The organism is Pantoea sp. BJ2, from assembly GCF_040255075.1.
GTDB lineage: Bacteria > Pseudomonadota > Gammaproteobacteria > Enterobacterales > Enterobacteriaceae > Pantoea > Pantoea leporis.
In genome coordinates this window covers 317,740-336,035 of record NZ_CP158294.1, presented here as the reverse complement: position 1 = coordinate 336,035, position 18,296 = coordinate 317,740, and the positions used below count along the sequence as shown (strand labels likewise).

Annotated in this window: 18 protein-coding genes and 1 pseudogene; 17 read left to right on the top strand and 2 right to left on the bottom strand. The window is 45.5% G+C overall.

Annotated features, from left to right (window positions below; all coding sequences use genetic code 11):
- Positions 1–1,204: 1,204 nt before the first annotated feature.
- Positions 1,205–2,325, bottom strand: a protein-coding gene (locus AAF463_RS24715; protein ID WP_350262027.1) for an IS3 family transposase whose coding sequence is annotated in 2 segments (ribosomal slippage) — positions 1,205–2,067 and positions 2,067–2,325 — 1,122 coding nt in all. Because the reading frame shifts where the segments join, the coding sequence is not laid out codon by codon here.
- An 888-nt stretch (positions 2,326–3,213) separates the two neighbouring features.
- Here AAF463_RS24715 and AAF463_RS24710 point away from each other — a divergent pair.
- From AAF463_RS24710 to AAF463_RS24645, 14 genes are all read left to right on the top strand, one after another.
- Positions 3,214–3,735: a cytochrome b/b6 domain-containing protein gene (locus AAF463_RS24710; RefSeq protein WP_350262553.1), complete on the top strand. Its 522-nt coding sequence runs from the start codon at positions 3,214–3,216 to the stop codon at positions 3,733–3,735.
- Positions 3,736–3,808: 73 nt separating this feature from the next.
- Positions 3,809–4,270: a hypothetical protein gene (locus AAF463_RS24705; protein ID WP_350262552.1), complete on the top strand. Its 462-nt coding sequence runs from the start codon at positions 3,809–3,811 to the stop codon at positions 4,268–4,270.
- A gap of 35 nt (positions 4,271–4,305) precedes the next feature.
- Complete coding sequence (locus tag AAF463_RS24700; RefSeq protein ID WP_350262551.1) at positions 4,306–4,791, top strand: type II secretion system protein N; 486 nt, start codon at positions 4,306–4,308, stop codon at positions 4,789–4,791.
- A 5-nt stretch (positions 4,792–4,796) separates the two neighbouring features.
- Positions 4,797–6,704: a type II secretion system secretin GspD gene (gene gspD, locus AAF463_RS24695; RefSeq protein WP_350262550.1), complete on the top strand. Its 1,908-nt coding sequence runs from the start codon at positions 4,797–4,799 to the stop codon at positions 6,702–6,704.
- Positions 6,701–8,164 (top strand): type II secretion system ATPase GspE, encoded by a 1,464-nt coding sequence (gene gspE, locus AAF463_RS24690; protein WP_350262549.1) that lies wholly within the window; start codon positions 6,701–6,703, stop codon positions 8,162–8,164. Before gspD ends, gspE begins: the two co-directional genes overlap by 4 nt.
- Complete coding sequence (gspF, locus tag AAF463_RS24685; RefSeq protein ID WP_350262547.1) at positions 8,164–9,351, top strand: type II secretion system inner membrane protein GspF; 1,188 nt, start codon at positions 8,164–8,166, stop codon at positions 9,349–9,351. The genes gspE and gspF overlap by 1 nt, the downstream gene beginning before the upstream one ends.
- Positions 9,352–9,358: 7 nt before the next feature.
- Positions 9,359–9,808, top strand: coding sequence for a type II secretion system major pseudopilin GspG (gene gspG, locus AAF463_RS24680; protein ID WP_350262545.1), 450 nt, complete (start codon positions 9,359–9,361; stop codon positions 9,806–9,808).
- Entirely contained in the window at positions 9,805–10,284 is a 480-nt protein-coding gene (locus tag AAF463_RS24675) for a prepilin-type N-terminal cleavage/methylation domain-containing protein (RefSeq protein ID WP_350262543.1), read from the top strand. Before gspG ends, AAF463_RS24675 begins: the two co-directional genes overlap by 4 nt.
- Before the next feature lie 14 nt (positions 10,285–10,298).
- Positions 10,299–10,628, top strand: a complete 330-nt coding sequence (gene gspI, locus AAF463_RS24670; protein ID WP_350262542.1) for a type II secretion system minor pseudopilin GspI — start codon at positions 10,299–10,301, stop codon at positions 10,626–10,628.
- Positions 10,625–11,173, top strand: coding sequence for a type II secretion system minor pseudopilin GspJ (gene gspJ / locus AAF463_RS24665; RefSeq protein WP_350262541.1), 549 nt, complete (start codon positions 10,625–10,627; stop codon positions 11,171–11,173). The genes gspI and gspJ overlap by 4 nt, the downstream gene beginning before the upstream one ends.
- Positions 11,170–12,054, top strand: coding sequence for a type II secretion system minor pseudopilin GspK (gene gspK, locus AAF463_RS24660; protein ID WP_350262539.1), 885 nt, complete (start codon positions 11,170–11,172; stop codon positions 12,052–12,054). Before gspJ ends, gspK begins: the two co-directional genes overlap by 4 nt.
- Positions 12,051–13,094 carry a type II secretion system protein GspL gene (gene gspL / locus AAF463_RS24655; protein ID WP_350262537.1) on the top strand — a complete coding sequence of 348 codons (1,044 nt, stop codon included), beginning with the start codon at positions 12,051–12,053 and terminating at the stop codon, positions 13,092–13,094. The genes gspK and gspL overlap by 4 nt, the downstream gene beginning before the upstream one ends.
- Positions 13,091–13,555, top strand: coding sequence for a hypothetical protein (locus tag AAF463_RS24650; protein ID WP_350262536.1), 465 nt, complete (start codon positions 13,091–13,093; stop codon positions 13,553–13,555). The genes gspL and AAF463_RS24650 overlap by 4 nt, the downstream gene beginning before the upstream one ends.
- Positions 13,545–14,315 (top strand): A24 family peptidase, encoded by a 771-nt coding sequence (locus tag AAF463_RS24645; protein WP_350262535.1) that lies wholly within the window; start codon positions 13,545–13,547, stop codon positions 14,313–14,315. Before AAF463_RS24650 ends, AAF463_RS24645 begins: the two co-directional genes overlap by 11 nt.
- Here AAF463_RS24645 and gspS read toward each other — a convergent pair.
- Positions 14,308–14,676 carry a type II secretion system pilot lipoprotein GspS gene (gene gspS, locus AAF463_RS24640; RefSeq protein WP_350262533.1) on the bottom strand — a complete coding sequence of 123 codons (369 nt, stop codon included), beginning with the start codon at positions 14,674–14,676 and terminating at the stop codon, positions 14,308–14,310. The genes AAF463_RS24645 and gspS overlap by 8 nt on opposite strands.
- A gap of 277 nt (positions 14,677–14,953) precedes the next feature.
- On the opposite strand from gspS, the gene gbpA reads away from it, so the two are divergent.
- The 3 genes and pseudogenes from gbpA (at position 14,954) to AAF463_RS24625 (ending at position 18,243) form a co-directional block, all read left to right on the top strand.
- On the top strand, positions 14,954–16,381 hold the full coding sequence (gene gbpA, locus AAF463_RS24635; RefSeq protein WP_350262531.1) for an N-acetylglucosamine-binding protein GbpA: 1,428 nt from the start codon (positions 14,954–14,956) through the stop codon (positions 16,379–16,381).
- Between the two features lie 461 nt (positions 16,382–16,842).
- Positions 16,843–17,963: pseudogene (locus AAF463_RS24630) on the top strand (IS3 family transposase); the annotation flags it as partial.
- A 67-nt stretch (positions 17,964–18,030) separates the two neighbouring features.
- Positions 18,031–18,243: a hypothetical protein gene (locus AAF463_RS24625; RefSeq protein WP_350262529.1), complete on the top strand. Its 213-nt coding sequence runs from the start codon at positions 18,031–18,033 to the stop codon at positions 18,241–18,243.
- Positions 18,244–18,296 lie beyond the last annotated feature (53 nt).

The window sequence follows — 18,296 nt, the reverse complement described above, 5'->3', positions numbered from 1 at the left end:
GACGACTTGATAGTTCGTAAATTAGTTACTACCGCACCCAACTGTTGAAATTTCCTGACGTGCAAACACGATGTCTGACATCAGGAAAATACTCCACATGTAAGCGAACAACTGATAGATTTGATCTTAATAGCTTGATATAAAACAACTTTATTTTCATTCGGCTTAATGCTGAAATCTGTTTCCCTGTTATGTTCAACTTATACACAGGAAAAAACTCCACCCGTAACATAAAATAGTTCCACCTCAGGCAGAAAATCCCTCCACACAGCGCAGAAAATCCTTCCACTATTACTCATGTAACACCCTGATTAATAAGGAATAAAATAATCTTAAAGTTAAAGATTAAACTAAAAAGAATACAAGCCTCAAATTTAGGGAAGTCGTAATACCAGTTGCTGCATAATCTATGAGAGCTGTATGGCTAAAATAATTATTCTTATTTATCAGTATGATAGATTTTTTAACGTGGAAAGATTTTCGGGTGGTTCTAATAAAATCACATATCGCGCTATTTCGTTAAGCTCTCATGAGCGTACTTACGAGCAATATCAGAAGAATGAATACCTTAAGTTCAACGTTTGTGAAGACCGTTAACGAAACGCTCTAAAGAAAAGGAGGTCAGAAAATCTTTCCACGTATACAAACCCACACCTCTCTATTTAATTGATTTAAAAGGGAATAACAAATTAACACCTGATGATATTGAACAAAATCATCTAATCAAATCATGCGGGTGACATTGTCACTGAGTGTTAATTGAGGCCGGCATAGTCGCTCAGCTAAACCAAATATTCTTAGCAAGGCTTGATAAGTAATGGAGCGAGGACTCAGGACATTATGCTCACTCAATTTCAATCGGCATCGGGCTCATAATAACCAGAGTGAAAATTGATACCCTTTGGAATGGATTTCAATGGATCAATATATTCTATAGTTAATTGATTGATATATATGAATATTTTACCTTCTTTTCATTTTCCAGATCGAAGCCATATAAATTAAGCACCCCTCTATTATTGAAATGCAGAATGGCAAAAATGAGATGTTTAATAATGTTACAAACCCAAAGTTACAAAGTAATAAGTTCAATTAAAACAATAACATAATAAAGTTAGTGGATGCGCACTAACCTTATTAAACTTAGTTCTCTTCGATTTCTGGTTTAGGGGCAGTGACCTGCCCCCAGTATTAGATACAACCTTCAGTTAGTAATGTCGGTTGGTTTTTCTTCATGTTTCCCGTTTCGCCAGCATGCTGCAAATTCAGACGGCGTCTGGTAATTCAGCGATGAATGAGGTCTGGACTCGTTATAGTCCTGCCGCCAGTCACTAATGATTTTCCGGGCATGAAGAATATCGCTGAACCAGTGCTCATTCAGACATTCATCCCGAAAGCGTCCGTTAAAACTCTCAATAAACCCGTTCTGTGTTGGCTTACCCGGCTGGATGAGTCGCAGTTCCACGCCATGCTCAAAAGCCCACTGATCGAGCGCACGGCAGGTAAATTCCGGGCCCTGATCGGTTCTTATCGTTGCCGGATAGCCACGAAACAGCGCGATGCCGTCCAAAATACGCGCGACCTGAACGCCTGAAATACCGAAAGCAGCGGTGATCGTCAGACACTCCTTCGTGAAATCATCCACGCAGGTCAGGCATTTAATCCGGCGGCCGCTGGCAAGTGCATCCATGACAAAATCCATCGACCATGTCAGGTTCGGCGAATCCGGGCGGAGAAGCGGAAGCCGCTCAGTCGCCAGACCCTTACGGCGTCGCCTGCGTTTTACACCCAGACCATTAAGGTGATAGATGCGGTAAACCCGCTTGTGGTTGACGTGAAGGCCCTCCCGACGCAATAACTGCCAGATACGCCGGTAACCAAACCGGCGACGTTCAAGTGCCAGCTCTGTGATACGCAGAGATAGCTGCGCGTCAGCAGCCGGACGCTGAGCCGAATAACGACAGGTTGAAAGGGACAGACCAGCCAGCCTGCAGGCACGGCGTTGTGACAGACCCGTTGTCTCACACATGACTTCTACGGCCTCCCGCTTCTGGTCTGTCGTCAGAACTTTCGGCCCAGAGCCACCTGAAGCGCCTCCTTATCCAGCATAGCTTCAGCGAGCAGCTTCTTGAGGCGGGCATTCTCCTCTTCGAGTGACTTGAGCCGCTTCACTTCGGGGACTTCCATGCCGCCAAACTTCTTGCGCCAGGTGTAGAAGGTGGCATCTGAAATAGCATGCTTGCGGCAGAGTTCCCGGGCCGAAACCCCGGCTTCAGCCTCGCGGAGAATGCTGATGATCTGTTCGTCGGAAAATCGCTTCTTCATGGGGATGTCCTCATGTGACTTATGAAGACATTACTAACATCGCGGTGTATTAATCAACGGGGAGCAGGTCAGCAGAACACCTTAAGTTATGTGTTCAGTAGTGGGATCAAATCGATTCATGCAAAAATCACGGTTCTTAACACTCATACGATCTTTTTTCGATCTTTATGAGGAGAGCAGGTCATTTCGACAACTTAAAAATACACTAATTCGGTTAGCATGTGAGTGAAGAGATGAGGCGGAAAGTGAAGAAGCTTAGCTTAGCCGGTAAGCCATAACCTTTTTAGCGGTACATACCAGAGTTTCAACAGGTCTGAATGTCACTAAATTTTTTTTTAACACTGCACTGCCTCTCCTTTCATACTGGCACGATGGACTAAACATTCCTGAGACAGCTATTTTCCGTAATATTAATACTCCACCCCTATTATGTTTGCATTAAACATCAGAACTGCTTGTTTAATCAGTAAGCATCAAATGATAGAGATCGATCTTTTATGAGAATGCAAAAATTCTCAGCTTAGTTCTTACTTCAAAGTTTCAGCTAACCCCCCTCTCTTGAGATCGCACAGGTAATCATCAGAATCTACCTATTAAGGGTTAGAATAAGAATGTCCAGGCATTCCGTTTCGGAAGTCCCAACCTGTCATTTCGTATAAAAAGAATCTGCTTCTTCCTGCATAAGCATTCACTGGAATCATTGTTATTACATGAAGCAAATCGGCAAATCATGATTTCATATATTATTTACCCTTAGTGTTTTTGTTTTTTGAGTTAAATTTTGATTAAAAATACTTACGCAAATGCATAATTTCACTTTTTATCTGTATGATTTTCAATGTATCTATGCAGAACTAAATCTCTTAACTACGAACGTAAAGTGCAAATATGAAAAACAAAATGAATTCTAAATATTCTCCAATACAGGTTGTTTTTCACTGGATCTCAGCAATTATTATCCTTTGGGCAATTGTGTCCGGCTTTTCAGTCGCCTTTTTTGATATATTTTTTCCCTACAAGGATTTGATAAGTTACATCAATGTCTCTTTAACCACGATTTTCATACCTATTCTGCTGCTCAGGATAATTTTTTGCTTTTTGAGAGGGAAGCCAGAGAACACCCATTTGAAAAAGCTCGAGCAATTTATTGCATCCTGCGCCCATGTCTTGATTTACATAAACATGGTCATTGTTATGATTACCGGTGTCTTAATGATGGAAAGTCCTATTACCGTTTTTGGATGGTTTGAATTTAGTCAACCTGTAAAAGATAGTGAATTAACCTCTGTTTTTCGACATATTCATACAATTTCATGCATGACACTAACGGCTCTAATTTTCCTTCATATTATTGCAGTTGTGAAACATCAAATAAAAGGCCATGCTATTTTACGGAAAATGAGCCTGTAAATATTAGAATGTTTATTATATGCGAATTGAAATATATTTCGCCAACGAATAATAACGTAGAAAGGAAACGATCATGCATACTGATGAGAAAATAAAAAATTTGTTAGGCGCTTCTGGTTTTGATATCTCTTATTTAATAAAGCTTGATTGCGAGAACAATAAAATCATCATTCCTGCCAGAGCGATAGTGATAAAAGTTAACGAATACCAAAAAAGATTGATGATATGTATCATGAATAATATAAATTGTAAGCGTGAGATTATTCGAATTGTCTGGCCAGATAAACATATGTATGTTAACGATAATAATTATCATCAACTGGTTTTTCAGTTAAGACGCCTTTTCCAAAAAAATGGTTTATCACGTGATTTGATATCAACCATCCCCTTCTATGGTTTAACGATCAATGAAAATCGCCTGAAATCATTATCCAGATTTAATGATGATTTGATCACATCAACTCTCTCAGAAACTAAAATCAATGAAAAGAAAACTAGTTTTTTGAGCAATATTTACGCTAAACAAAAACAATAATATTCTCACTTAAGACAATGAAATTGTTGAGCTTAATGTTTTTTCCGTATGAGAAATCTGTTTATTGGCTCATGATGGGAGCTGCATATCTCCTTGCTGTCAGTACAATTTATACCGGATATGCTAGCTTCGGGTCATATACATTACCCGTATCAGCGCTTCCAGCTATACCTGCTGCTTACGTTCAACACGAAACACCATTAAGTATTTCGTTGTTTAGCGAGCCGGATGCATGGACTCCTTATACTGTAGGTGAAATGTCTCCAGATGATGAAGCGATTTTTTATTCTCCAGAAAGTAAACTGCCTTTAAAAGTTGTAGGTATTGTCAGGCAGCGTGATAGTAAAAAGGATCTGGCTATAATTGACTCAGCCTCATCTCAGTTTACAGTGAGTGTGAGTGACATAGTCCAGGAGCACTCATCTCGCATTATCAGGATATTTAACGACAGAGTGATTATTTCCCACCAGGGGCTTTATCAGTCACTTATTATGACTCAGGAAGGCGCTTTTCTGCCCTAAATATTATGAAATCATCATTCGCCATCCTTTTATTTCTGCTCCATATTATAATCTCATCCGTTTGTGCTGCTGAGTTTGAAGCCAGTTTCAAAAATGCAGAAATTGGAGAGTTCATTAATACTGTCAGTAAGAATCTGAATAAAACAATTATTCTCGACCCTTCAGTAAAAGGTCATATAAGCATACGTAGTCATGAAATGCTTGATGATCAGCAGTACTATCAGTTCTTCCTTAGCGTACTGGATGTGTATGGCTTCGCCGTTTTGGATATGAATAATGGCGTTCTCAAAGTAGTGCCATCAAAAAATGCACGAAGTGGTGTGATACCTTTATCTAAAGACGGCGAGGTCCATGCGGGTGATGAACTTATCACGCGTGTACTGCCCTTAAAATATGTTACTGCCAAGGAGCTTGCTCCCCTGCTCCGCCAGTTAAACGATGCCGCTGCAGGAAGCGTTGTTCATTACGATCCCAGCAATATGCTTATTATGACCGGACGTTCAGCTGTGATTGATGAACTCATCGCTATCGTTAAAAGTGTGGATATTTCAGATGACCATAGCCTTGATAAGTTGCAACTTGAAAATGCTTCTGCCACACAGATAGCGGCTTTACTGAATTCATTACAAAGCGGGGGACGCAGTGGTAACAACCCGTCTGCAAAAGCGGTTTCGGACAGCCGTACAAATGCGCTCTTAATCAGCGGAGAGAGATCCGCGCGAAAAGCTATGATATCCACAGCTCTGGAGCTGGATAAAAAAGAGATACGCAGGGGTAATGCGCGCGTCATATACCTTAAACATGCGAAAGCTGAAAATCTGCTGGATGTCCTTACCGGTATCAATTCAGGAACTGAATCACAGGCCGGAAAGGATGCGGCAGTCCCTGCTATCAGCGTAATGAAAGATGTTGTAGTCAAAGCAGACAAACACACCAACTCTCTTGTCATTAATGCCCCTCCTGAAGTTCTGGTTGAGCTGGAACAGGTTATCCAGCAATTAGATATCGAACGTGCTCAGGTGCTGGTCGAAGCCATCATTGTTGAAGTTCAGGATGCAGATGGTCTGGCGCTTGGCGTGCAGTGGTCTCATTCCCGGAATGGGGGAATTCATTTCCCGGATAGTGGTGCTTCGCTTCCGGGATGGCTTCCTGGAGGAATAGGTGAAAATATAGCCAGCACCAGCGGGCTGACGGCTGGCTTCTATCATGGAAACTGGCAAGGGCTTTTCACCGCACTTCAATCCAATACTGAAAGTAATATTCTGGCCACGCCCAGTATCGTCACACTGGATAATATGGAAGCAGAATTCACGGTAGGTCAGGATGTTCCGGTACTAACCGGCTCTCAAACCACTACTGGCGATAATGTTTATCAGACGGTGTCACGCCGTAGTATTGGTATCAAGCTTAAGGTTAAGCCGCAAATCAGTCAGGGTAGTGCTGTTGTGATGGAAATTGAGCAGGAAGTATCCAGCCTGTCTGAAGCCGCAAATAAAGATAATCTTGGACCGACATTCAATACACGCACTGTCAGAAATGCAGTTCAGGTCGTCAGCGGCAACACTGTGGTTGTGGGCGGGCTCCTGGACAACAATGGTTCCCGTAATACTGACAGTGTTCCATTTCTTGGCAAACTTCCTCTGGTTGGCGCTTTGTTTCGCTATCAGTCAGATAAAACCAGTAAACGCAATTTAATGCTGTTTATCCGACCGACCATTATTCGCTCACAAAATGACTATGCGGATAGTACCGCTTTGCAGCGCAATAAGTTTGGGGATGCACTTGTGCCGTCTGCGGCAGCGAAATCCATTGAGCGCGACTATAACCAGATACTGGGTGCTAATCCGTCTTATCCTGTGCTGGAAGAGACGCGTAGGCTTATTACTGATTTTTATCAGGCAAATGCGAAATGACGCTTCCTCTTCTTCCGTGGAGTTGGGTCAATCATCATGGCATTTTTCTGCAGAGCGACCCCGCATGCCTGTTCGTCAGGGCAGGAGCAAGTCTTGTCGCACTGGCAGAAGCACGCCGACGTTCTCTGCATGCACGTATTGAAGTTGTCTCTGAGGAATGCTTCATTCAACTCGTCAAGGAGAATTACCATAGCAATACCGTTTCTCCGCAGATGTTTACAGAACTTGAGCAGGCAATTGACCTTAATCAGATGGTGGAAACACTCCCTGCGGGAGAAGATCTGCTTGATAATGATGATAATGCGCCGGTCGTCCGGCTTATCAATGCGGTATTAACCGAAGCTGTCCGCGAAGGTGCATCAGATGTGCATATTGAACCCTTCGAAAAAACGCTTAATGTGCGTTTTCGTACCGACGGCATGCTCCGATTAGTACTCACTCCCCCGGCGCAGCTGAGCAGATATCTGATATCCCGTATCAAGGTCATGGCAAAACTTGATATTGCGGAAAAGCGGTTACCCCAGGATGGCAGGATTAGCTTGCGCATTGCAGGAAAAAGTATCGACGTCAGAGTTTCCACGCTCCCGGCCAGTCATGGCGAACGCATCGTTCTGCGCATCCTCGATAACAGCGGTTTGGGGCTGACGCTGGATGATACGGGAATGGGCCAGAACATATGTGAGCATTTTCGTCAGCTACTGACCCTCCCTCACGGCATTATCCTGGTAACCGGGCCTACCGGATCTGGAAAAAGTACAACTTTGTATGCCGCACTTCGTGAAATCTGGCGCCCTGAGAAGAACATTCTGACGATCGAGGATCCGGTTGAATATGAACTCGAAGGTATAGGCCAGACGCAGGTTAATCATCGCATCGATATGACGTTCGCCAGAGGACTGCGCGCTATTCTTCGTCAGGATCCGGATGTTGTCATGATTGGTGAGGTTCGTGATGCTGAAACAGCGCAAATTGCTGTTCAGGCTTCACTAACAGGGCATCTGGTTCTTTCAACTTTACACACGAACAGTGCATTAGGCGCCATTGAACGTCTGCGGGATATGGGGATTGAACCCTTTTTGCTTGCCAATGCACTCAGCGGCATTATTGCCCAGCGTCTTGTCAGGAAACTGTGCCCTCACTGTAAGCAACCACGTGTTCACGACACGGTTTCTTCTTTACCGGGGCTACTCGATGCATTTCCCATTACGAACACCCTCTTCCAACCTAAGGGCTGTGCACAATGTAATCACAGTGGTTACCGGGGCCGTACGGGTATTCATGAGCTTATTATCATTAACGACGATTTGCGCAGTGCCATTAGTCAGGGAGCCAGTGAACAGGAATTACATCGGCTTGTGAGTTCGGCACGGGGTGCGCTTATGCAGGATGGTCTTTATAAAGCGGGGGCGGGTATTACTTCACTTGAAGAGGTCTTACGCGTATCCCGGGAGGGCCTCTGATGAAATATCATTATGTAGCATTTAACCGTGATGGCAGGCGAATAAAGGGATTGGTTGACGCTGAAACTCCCGAAACAGCCAGACAAATGTTGCGTGAAAAGCAGCTGCAGCCGCTGTCACTGAAAGTGACCGGTAAGAGAAGCATATCCCGACGCATCGCACCCCGCGACCTGGTTCTTCTGATACGCCAGCTTTCTACTCTTATTGGTGCAAGCCTCCCTCTTGCAGAATCTCTTGATGCGCTGGCTCAACAAAATGAGAAACCTGCCGTGCGCAGTATGATTGAGCGTTTATATCAGCGGGTGCTGAAGGGTGATTCACTTGCCGAAGCTGTTGCCGAGTTTCCTGGTACTTTCTCGCCCTTGTATCGCGCAATGATCAGTGCAGGTGAAGCGTCCGGACGTCTTGACCGCGTGCTTGAGCAACTTGCCGATTACTGTGAACAATCTCATCAGTTAAAAAGCAAGATGATTCAGTCCATGCTTTATCCCATTCTGCTACTGAGTGTTGCGCTTATCGTTGCAGGGATCCTGTTAACTGCTGTTGTACCGGAAGTTATCGTTCAGTTTAATCACATGCAGCAAAGTTTACCGGCTACAACCCGCCTGCTCATGACTATCAGTGACGGAACAAAGCAATACGGCTTGCTACTGTTACTTTTTATCCTGCTGTGCATTGTATGTTTCCAGCTTTTATTACAGCGTCCTGCTATACGATTTAAATGGCATCAGCATCTTGTCAGGCTCCCACTTGTGGGTACCGTTGTGCTTAACCTTAACCTCGCAAGGTATGCCCGGACGTTGAGTATTCTCATCCATGGATCCGTTCCGCTCCTGGAAAGTATGGCAATCAGCGCTGCTGTTCTGAATAACGAGTATGTACGCTCGCGATTGCAGCGCGCAGCCGATCGTGTTCGTGAAGGCTCGACGCTCACACAGGCCTTGCAGGAAACTGCGCTGCTCTCACCGATGATGTGCCACATGATCGCCAGCGGAGAGAGCAGCGGTCAACTTGATGGCATGTTAAAACGATCCGCTGATATTCAGGAACAGATGTTCATCAGCAAGATGACCACCTGGGTTATGTTGCTTGAGCCTCTGCTCATCATTGTGATGGCGGCATTTGTGCTTTTTATTATTCTCGCCATTCTTCAACCCATTTTGCAGCTCAATTCATTAACAGGATAATCACGCTATGGATATCACCACATCCTCTAAACAGCAACGTGGCTTTACGTTACTTGAAATCATGGTTGTCATCGTCATTCTGGGAGTGCTTGCAAGTCTTGTTATACCAAGTCTTATGGGTAACAAAGACCGCGCAGATAAACAAAAAGCAGTCAGCGACATTATCACGCTGGAAAATGCACTGGACATGTACAGGCTTGACAACGGTCGTTACCCCACGACCGAACAAGGACTCAAATCGCTTGTCAGCAAGCCGGCTGTTGCTCCCCTGCCCCGAAACTACCGGAACGATGGCTACATACGCCGCCTCCCTCAGGATCCCTGGGGAAATGAATATCATTTGAAGAGCCCCGGTGAACATGCCGCGTTTGACCTGTCATCCGATGGCCCTGACGGTATGGCTGACAGCAGTGACGATATCAGTAACTGGCAGATTGAGGGTAGTGAAGCATCGTGAATCTCAACCATCACGGTTTTTCCTTGATCGAGGTCATGCTGGTGCTAGTGCTGCTGAGTCTCATCGCCCAGCTTATCGTCTCAACGCTCCCGGAATCACGGAACAGGCTGCCTCTGGATGAGATTGAGCGCAGTGCCCGCATGGCGTGGGAACAGTCGCAAATCGAAGGGCGCATCTGGCGTATGCAGCTGAATGAAGACAGCTGGAAACTCTCTAACCTGAGCGGTGGAGAATCGGGCGAGAGCGGACCTTTTCCGGGAACGGTTTGGGTCCCTGTGAGGGGGGGGCAGGCTCAGGGGCGCGTTCGTGATGGAAAACTTCAGATTAGCCGACGTACGGCGGACGCCTGGCCAGCTTCACTATTATTTATGCCTGACGGAGAGATGACCCAGGCAGACATCATATACCGTCCGGAAACAGGTGAAGCTGTTCATCTGAAACTCAATGCTACTCAGTTTTCCGGGCTACGTCATTGATGAAGGAGCGGGGAATGACATTGATTGAAGTCATGGTTGCTATGGCGCTTCTGGCGATAGCGGGTCTGGCTCTTCTGAACACGACCAGTGAGCAGGTCCGGAATGTGCATTACCTTGAAAAAAAACAGTTTGCCGCGTGGGTTGCTGAAAATCAGATGATCCTGATGACACTCACCACATCCGAACCTCCAGCAAGTACACAGTTAGCTGGCGAGCACTGGGTGTGGCAAGTGGCGCAACGGCCATCTACAGAGTCTGGCGTGCAAATGCGGGAGATAGCCGTTTGGCACGAGAAAGCAGAAGGCGCCCCTTTGATCAGATTACATTCCTGGATAGCGCAATGAGCAGACAGCATGGTTTCACACTTATCGAAATGCTTATCGCGCTGGCTATATTTTCAGTTATTAGTCTGACCGGTTTTCAATTACTGCAGACCACATTGCGGGCTCAACAGGTCACGCAAAATCAGACGCTGCAGTTAAGTGAACTGACCCGGCTTTTCACGTTGCTGGAACAGGACTTGTTGCACGCTTTGATCATGCCAGCCGCAGTGACGCGTCAGCAACCCGCGTTTAGGGCGGGTGAAAACCAGGTTGTATTGCAGCTAACCCGGCGAAACTGGCTCAATCCCCTGTCTGAACGCCGCGCCTCACTGCAGCAGGTTACTTGGCGAACAGAAGGCAAATCGCTGGTCCGCTCACATCTGCCGGAGGGCACGCACATTGTGCATTTTGAAGGCATTGAACACGTCCAGATGCGCTTCTTTTCAGCGGGCAAATGGCAAAATAAATGGACGTCTCATTACAGCCTGCCACAGGCCATCGATATCACAATCATCACATCCCGGTGGGGAGCCATCAACCGTGTACTCCGATTGAGTCATGAATGATGAAAACACAAAAAGGTATGGCCATTATCACCGTAATGCTGATTATTGCGCTGATGACGATTCTGGCGGTAGCGGGACAGAGAGAATGGGTCAACGCCATGCGTCGGGTGGATACGCTTCAGTTTCAGCAACAAGCCAGATGGACGCTTCTTGATGCTGAAAAAATTCTGCTAAAAAGGGTAACCATAATGAATTCAAATGAACCTGTGCAGAAAATACAACTTGAAGATCTTCAGTTGTCTTATCGCTGGCGCGACAGGCAGTCCTGTTTCAACGTCAATGCGCTGGGAGCCGTTGCCCCGCCTCATGAAGGTACTACTCACCCACCCCCTGTTGCTCACCGTATTTTCCTCAGGCTACTTGAGCGTTTCGATGTTAAGTCTGAAGAGCGTATTGAGCTGCTTAATATGATTCGGCGGTACATCAATCCCAATGAAGATTATAAATGGGCGCACTTGTCAGATAAAACGGAACTTCGGGCTCTCACTGAACAACACTGGTCAAAGCTATCAACCATTTTATGTGCGCTTCCTGACAATGCATTACGCATCAACATTAACGCTATTAGCGATCAGGAGATCCCGTTAATGGTTGCGGTGTTAGGTAACGTACTCGATGACGTTGAGGTAAGCCGGCTGTTTAAACAGCGTCCAGAAAACGGATGGACGAATACTGATGACTTTATAACCCTTTTACCCGAGACAGCAAAATCAGCCGTCAGTGATTTACAGAGTGTGGCCGTGACTACCAGCCAGCACTGGGAATTTATGGCCTGGATTGCAGATGAAAAGCGTTTTGCGGCGATCCGTAGCCAGTTTGTTCATGATAATGGGCTTTTTAGCCTCCAGCACCGTCAATATGGAGTGAGTGACGCGCCGTGAGATTATTTGGCAAAACTAACAGATCCGTCGTTATTTTCTACCAGAGCAGGCAGGATTTTGTATGGCTCAGAAAAATGCCGGGACATCCTGTACAGCAGGGTTGTGTCGCAGACGGTCTGCCTGATCTGACGCATCATGAAATTGTAATGCTTATCCCTGTTCACCGCGTCACGCTTGCGAAGGTTTCACTCCTGAACGCGCGTGATGAAGCACTGAAATGGCAGCTTGAGCCGCTTGCGACTCAGGGGATCGACGAGCTTCACATTACACGGCTGGAAACCACAGGGGGCGAACACCTGATGGCCGTGACGGATGCTGAGTGGTTTAAGCAAACGCTGGATGAAATGCGTGAAATGGGTATCAATCCGCATCGCGTGCTACCGGATGTCATGGTTGTCAATCCCGGGGAGCGCTGGCTTACACACGATGGGTGGTTACTCAGGCTACAGGATGGAACAGGCTTACATCTCAGCACGAATGACCTGACGTCTTTTCCTGAACTGATGTCGTTGCATGAGCGAATTGCAGACCCCCTGAACTTTATTGCTGAAGGGGTAAACGCGTGCGCTGGCAATATGCTTCAGGGGCCGTTCAGCGTCCGAAGATCATTGCGAAGACCAGTGACGGCACTGGTTTTTGCTGGACTGTTTTATACAACAATGCTTATCGGCATACCTCTTATTCAGGGCATGGAAGCTGAAAGGTCCATTGACGAACTTAATAAGCAAGCCCTTGTCCGGTATCAGCATTATTTCCCGAATGAAACCCCTTCTGCTCCTCTTCGTGCGTTCAGCCGCAGGATCGCAAATTCAAAAGAAGTGCAGAATTCGAATACTCTGCTGGGAGTACTTCATGAAAATGTACGCATGCTTAATTCACTGAATAAAAACCCTTTACGGGAACTGGAATGGGATCTGGAAGAGCATAAGCTTGAGCTTAACTTTCGCGATGTACTGCCTAAAAATCTCATTTCACCATCCACGGGTGAAACTGATATCTCTGTCAAAAATATGCAATTGATTATGAGTAAAAAACCATGAAAGTGCTTTCTCAATGGCTTTACTCACGCGAGGCACGTGAACGATGCCTGCTGATTATTGCCTTCTCGGTCTGTGTTTTAGGTCTGGTCATTATCAGTTTTCGTGCGGCGACCAGTTACCGGGATAACAGTTTTCAGCGTTTGAAATTGGAGCAGAAAGCACTCAACACTTTGCCTGAGTATGAGCGGGTTTTACAGCAGCAAATAACGTTTAAGAAATTCCCGGTCGTCAACGTTGCTGACTTACACAAGCAGGCGCTTGATATGGGGCTGGCACTGCAGCTTACTCAGCACCAGGATACTATCAGACTGGATCAGAGTGTAGTTGTATCGTTTCCACTGTTACTCAGCTGGTTACAGCAGATTGAGCACCGCTGGGGTGTTCAGGCAAGTCGATTAAAGCTTGTCCGGGAGAAACAAAATATCAAATTAATTCAGATGGAACTGATCCATGCTCTATGAATCCCTGATATGGCTGATGTATGCATTACTGTTACTCTCTGTGGGCAGCTTCATTAATGTCGTCATATATCGTTTGCCGCTGCGAATTCAGGATCCTGATGTAAACATATCGCTGGCATTACCCCGATCACACTGCCCGGACTGTAAAAGCAAGCTGCGTATCAGGGATAATATCCCGGTATTTAGCTGGATGCTGCTGCGAGGCCGATGCTTTAACTGCAGAAATTTAATAAGCTTCCGCTATCCGCTTATTGAATTGATAACCCTCTTAACAGGTATTTTGCTGGCGCTGCTCATCCCTTTTTCACCTGCGTTATTTTGTACGCTGATTTTATTCTGGATGCTTCTGGCGCTTACCGCTATCGATCTGGAACATAAATTGCTGCCCGATGCCTTAACTCTTGCACTGTTATGGGCAGGGCTACTTTTCCAGTCATCTGGCATTCTTCCTTCAACCTTAAAGGATGCCGTGTGGGGAGCTGCGGGGGGGTTTTTCGTGTTCTGGCTAGTTGCTGAAGCTTACCTCTGTTTTCGTGGCTGTGAAGCATTAGGCATGGGTGATGCAAAGTTACTTGCCGCTTTAGGTGCCTGGTTAGGCTGGCAACAGCTACCGGCGGTTTTATTGTACGCCGCCAGCGCCGGTATCTTACAGGTGATTTTCATGCATCTGGCATTTCAACGGTCGCTGCAGCAGCCAGTCGCTTTTGGTCCAGCTTTAGCTGGAGCCGGCGCATTCCTGTTTGTGTGTTCAATTATTTGATATTTTGTAGAAACGGCATCAATGCGCTACTAAGGGTGGCACATTTCTGAGAAACGGGTGTACGATCTTCACTAAGTTTTTGGTAGCGTTCGTCTATCAGACTACTCATCATCTGCGATGAAATAAGCTCAACCTTCCATCCTTTCTCTTTGGCGCTCACCAGTGCGTTTTGTACCAGCACGCTTTGTTCCGGTATTTCTTTTTGATTGCAGTTATTTCGAACCCAGTTACTCCCGCTAATAAGGGCGGCAAGCTGCTGTTCCTGAATAGATTGTGGGGGCTGAGGGTGTTTTGATGTTTCACATCCCGCAAGAATACATAGTGTCGCGATAATACAGCCAAAACGTAGAGTAAAAGTCATTTTTCTCATTCCTTTTCGTTAACACGTTTTAGTGTAAACGAATAAGCAGCCATTTCGGTTGGTGTTAAGGATAAATAAGCTATTGATATTAATTCAAAATAGTTAATCTGATGTTATTTACATTCAGGTGACAACTTAAGGATTTAAAAATAGTAACTCTAATATCTATTGAGTCCCGTTTCTCCCTCTTTTTTTTTAAGCTGTCTTTCCCTGAATTTTCAGGGCAGGTTGACAGACGTTCTGTAACCTTAATCACTTCGAGTTGGGTGGGGAAATAATGAAACTGAGTAAAATAGCATTAGCACTCTACGCCACTGTTTTCAGCAGTGGCGTATTTGCACATGGTTATATTAGCGAGCCGGCCTCACGCGATCAGATGTGCAGAGATAGTAAAAATCCAAATCTGAACTGTGGTCAGGCTCAATATGAACCACAAAGCACAGGTGAAGGCCCTGACGGATTCCCTTCATCCGGTCCAAAAGATGGTGAGCTTGTCAGCGCGAGTGGAGAAACTAACTGGATTGGCGCTGCGCTGAATGCCCAGAGTAGTGACCGCTGGGTAAAGCATAAGGTTTCTCCTGGTCCTATTGATATCACCTGGACTTTTACTGCTGCGCATCCAATTGCTGATTATAAGTACTACATCACGAAGCCCGACTGGAACCCAAATAAAGCCCTGACCCGTGAATCTTTTGAGCTAACACCCTTCTGTGTGATCCCGGGTGGGCCGGCATCCTCGACGGGAACTGCAACGCACACCTGTAATTTGCCTGAGAGAAGTGGTTACCAGGTAATCTATGGTGCCTGGGATGTTTCTGACACCCCTGCTACGTTCTATAAAGTTATTGATGTTGAATACGAAGAGGTTGCCTCTGTCTGGAAACGCAATATAGGTTCTGTTTTGCCGTCCCGCGTACTGGAACCGGGTGATTACGTACTGGCTCGTTTCTTTGATGCAAATGGTGAGCGTCAGGACCTGGCGGTTAAGCTCGATATTGATTCAGTAGAATCCGGTGAGCCGAACACATGGTCTATGGCAATCGCTAAGAAAATTAACAGCAGTTTTGAAGATATTCGTGCCGGCATTAAAAATAGCGAAGGCAACGTGGTACCTGTAGCAGGTACGAATACCGTGTACGCAAAAGCGGATAGTAAAATCGTTAGAGTCGAGATTCAGGTCAGTGCGGCCGCGGACAAGCGTCCGGGTATTGATATAAGTGATTTTGCTGATAGTTACAAAGTCACTGATAACCTCACACCGGTTGAGTTCAGTGTCCAGATTCGTGGGGATATGATTATCAATGCTAAGGCTTATAATGATAAACAGGAAAACATTGGGTTTGGCAGTATTAAAGCTCAGGACTCCACTCAAAGCATGAAGGTTAACCTCTGGAAAGCGGAACCAGGTAAAATTAGCGTAGTGGTAACAGGTACTACTGAAGACGATAAAAGCTATCAGAAAACCTTTGAAACTACTTTAATCAGCTCAGAAGATGGTCGTCATTACGATTACATTTATCCTCAGAATATTGATGATTACACAGCGGGTACTAAGGTACTTGTCAGTGAAACAAATGAAATCTTTGAATGTAAGCCGTTCCCTAGTTCTGGCTGGTGTAAAATCCAGAGCCATCATTATGTACCGGGTAAAGGTTCAAACTGGGAAGATGCCTGGGTTAAACTCAAAAATTCACACAAGCACTGATCGCCTTAGCGGATAACTAATTTAAAGGTAACCTCTGTTGCAGTGGTTACTTTTTTTTTTTGGAACTATATATCAGTGCATAAAGTCGACCCAGTGAACCTGGTTTAAGCCCGTGTAAGGGAACGTACACAGAGATCAAAATTTCGCATGCGAAATTTTGCGCAATGATTTTGTAACACTACCCTCCCCCTATTCACGTCCGACACAGATATTCCCAATGCAGAAAATGAATATCAACTCATCTTTTTTTGATATTGCATGTGCGGATTGAAATCTTAAAAGTGTTAATGCCGGAAAGAATACTTAAAAGGACATATCAACGTTTTCTGAACACACCTTATTGGTGAGATATGAGCGGTTTATTTCATACTTTACTCAGAGGGCTCAGCCAAAAGTAGTCGTTCCTGAGTGACCCTAGCCCGCAAACAAATCTGCCCTATATTTAAGCACAGGAGGAGTCCGTGGGCATGCCACGATTTAACCCTGATGTGTTTAAAGAAGAAACTGACCGCCTGATTACCGAACGGGGCTATTCCCTAATCGACGTTTCTGTTAGCGCCCTGTCGTCTCGCAATATAACCACTTTAAAGGGGCCGCTCCATATAATCTAAAGTCAACGGATATTAGGTGCGGGGTCTGACGGATGCCTGGACGGAGATCCCCTGATTCAAAGTGCACTCGTGCGAGTTGAGGAGGAGCGGAATATCGTGAGAAAGGGGGGGCGGTATTTTCAAATGGAGCCGACTAAAGTACCGCTTCATTAACGATCACCGTCAGGTCTGGTCGAGCATATTAATGTGTCGGGTTATGAAGGTTGTCCGTTCTGGTTTTTGCGTCTGGCTCCATTGACCGGTATCAGCTGGAGAGCAGGATACTCAGCGGTTGCTGACGCTTATCCGAGACTCTTGCACCTTGAGTGGCGGCGTTTGGATGCCGGCGGGTCCACAGTGACCTGCGAGGAGTCGGAGAGATGTGCATTAAAAACAGGGAGCGAAAGTTATGCTGCAGAACTGAATATCGGGGGTGTATAGCCATAAAATCTCGAAACTAAAATCGGAACGACCGTAAGAAATCGCTCCTGATCAGAAATAGTGGGAGTTCTCAGTAATTAAATTGAAACTGGTCAGGGTAACGGATATTACTTACACATAGACCTTGCATAGTTGGCTGTATCTAGTTGTGATGATAGGCCTGTTTACCCGCAATGTTGCGGCTGGTCAGTGAAATTAATCCTGTCGCGCGAACCGGTGCTGGATATTATCCAGATGGCAGTCTTGAGAGGACGAACTGAAAATGCCGTTATCGTTAATAGCTACCAGGGCAGTCAGTATGTAAGCGAGGACTGGCTACGGTTCCTGGTTCTGCCGGGCTAATTACCTTTCATCCAGCTTAAGCCGGCGCGGCAATTGCCGGGATAATGCCGTGGAAAATTCCTTCTTAAGCTCGTAAAAAAAGAGCGTATCAGAGAGCCATAACCCGGGATATGGCCCAAGCTTATATCTTTAATAACATCAATGTGTTCTTTAACCGGACACAACACCATAGCCGCCTGGGAGCCGTCAGTCCTGAGGCCTTTGAAAAGCCACTTCGCGAGGACAGCAAATGTCTACCGGAACGGGGCCATCAAATACAGGGGGGAGGATATCAATATGATTAAAGTGATTCGCGTAGAGTTAACTCTGCATATACATCTGTTATTACTCTTGCCGCCTGTTCATAACCATAATTTATTGATTCATTCTGGTAATGAACGGGAAATTACGATAGTACACAGTACTCAGCTTGAACAAGGCCGAAGATTCATCAAGCGCTTATTAATCGGCAGCCAGCTACTTTCAAATAATGAAATAGTTGAAACATAAGTCCATAGTATAGTTAAGTCAGATATTGCAACTGAAATAGAACATTTAAGTGC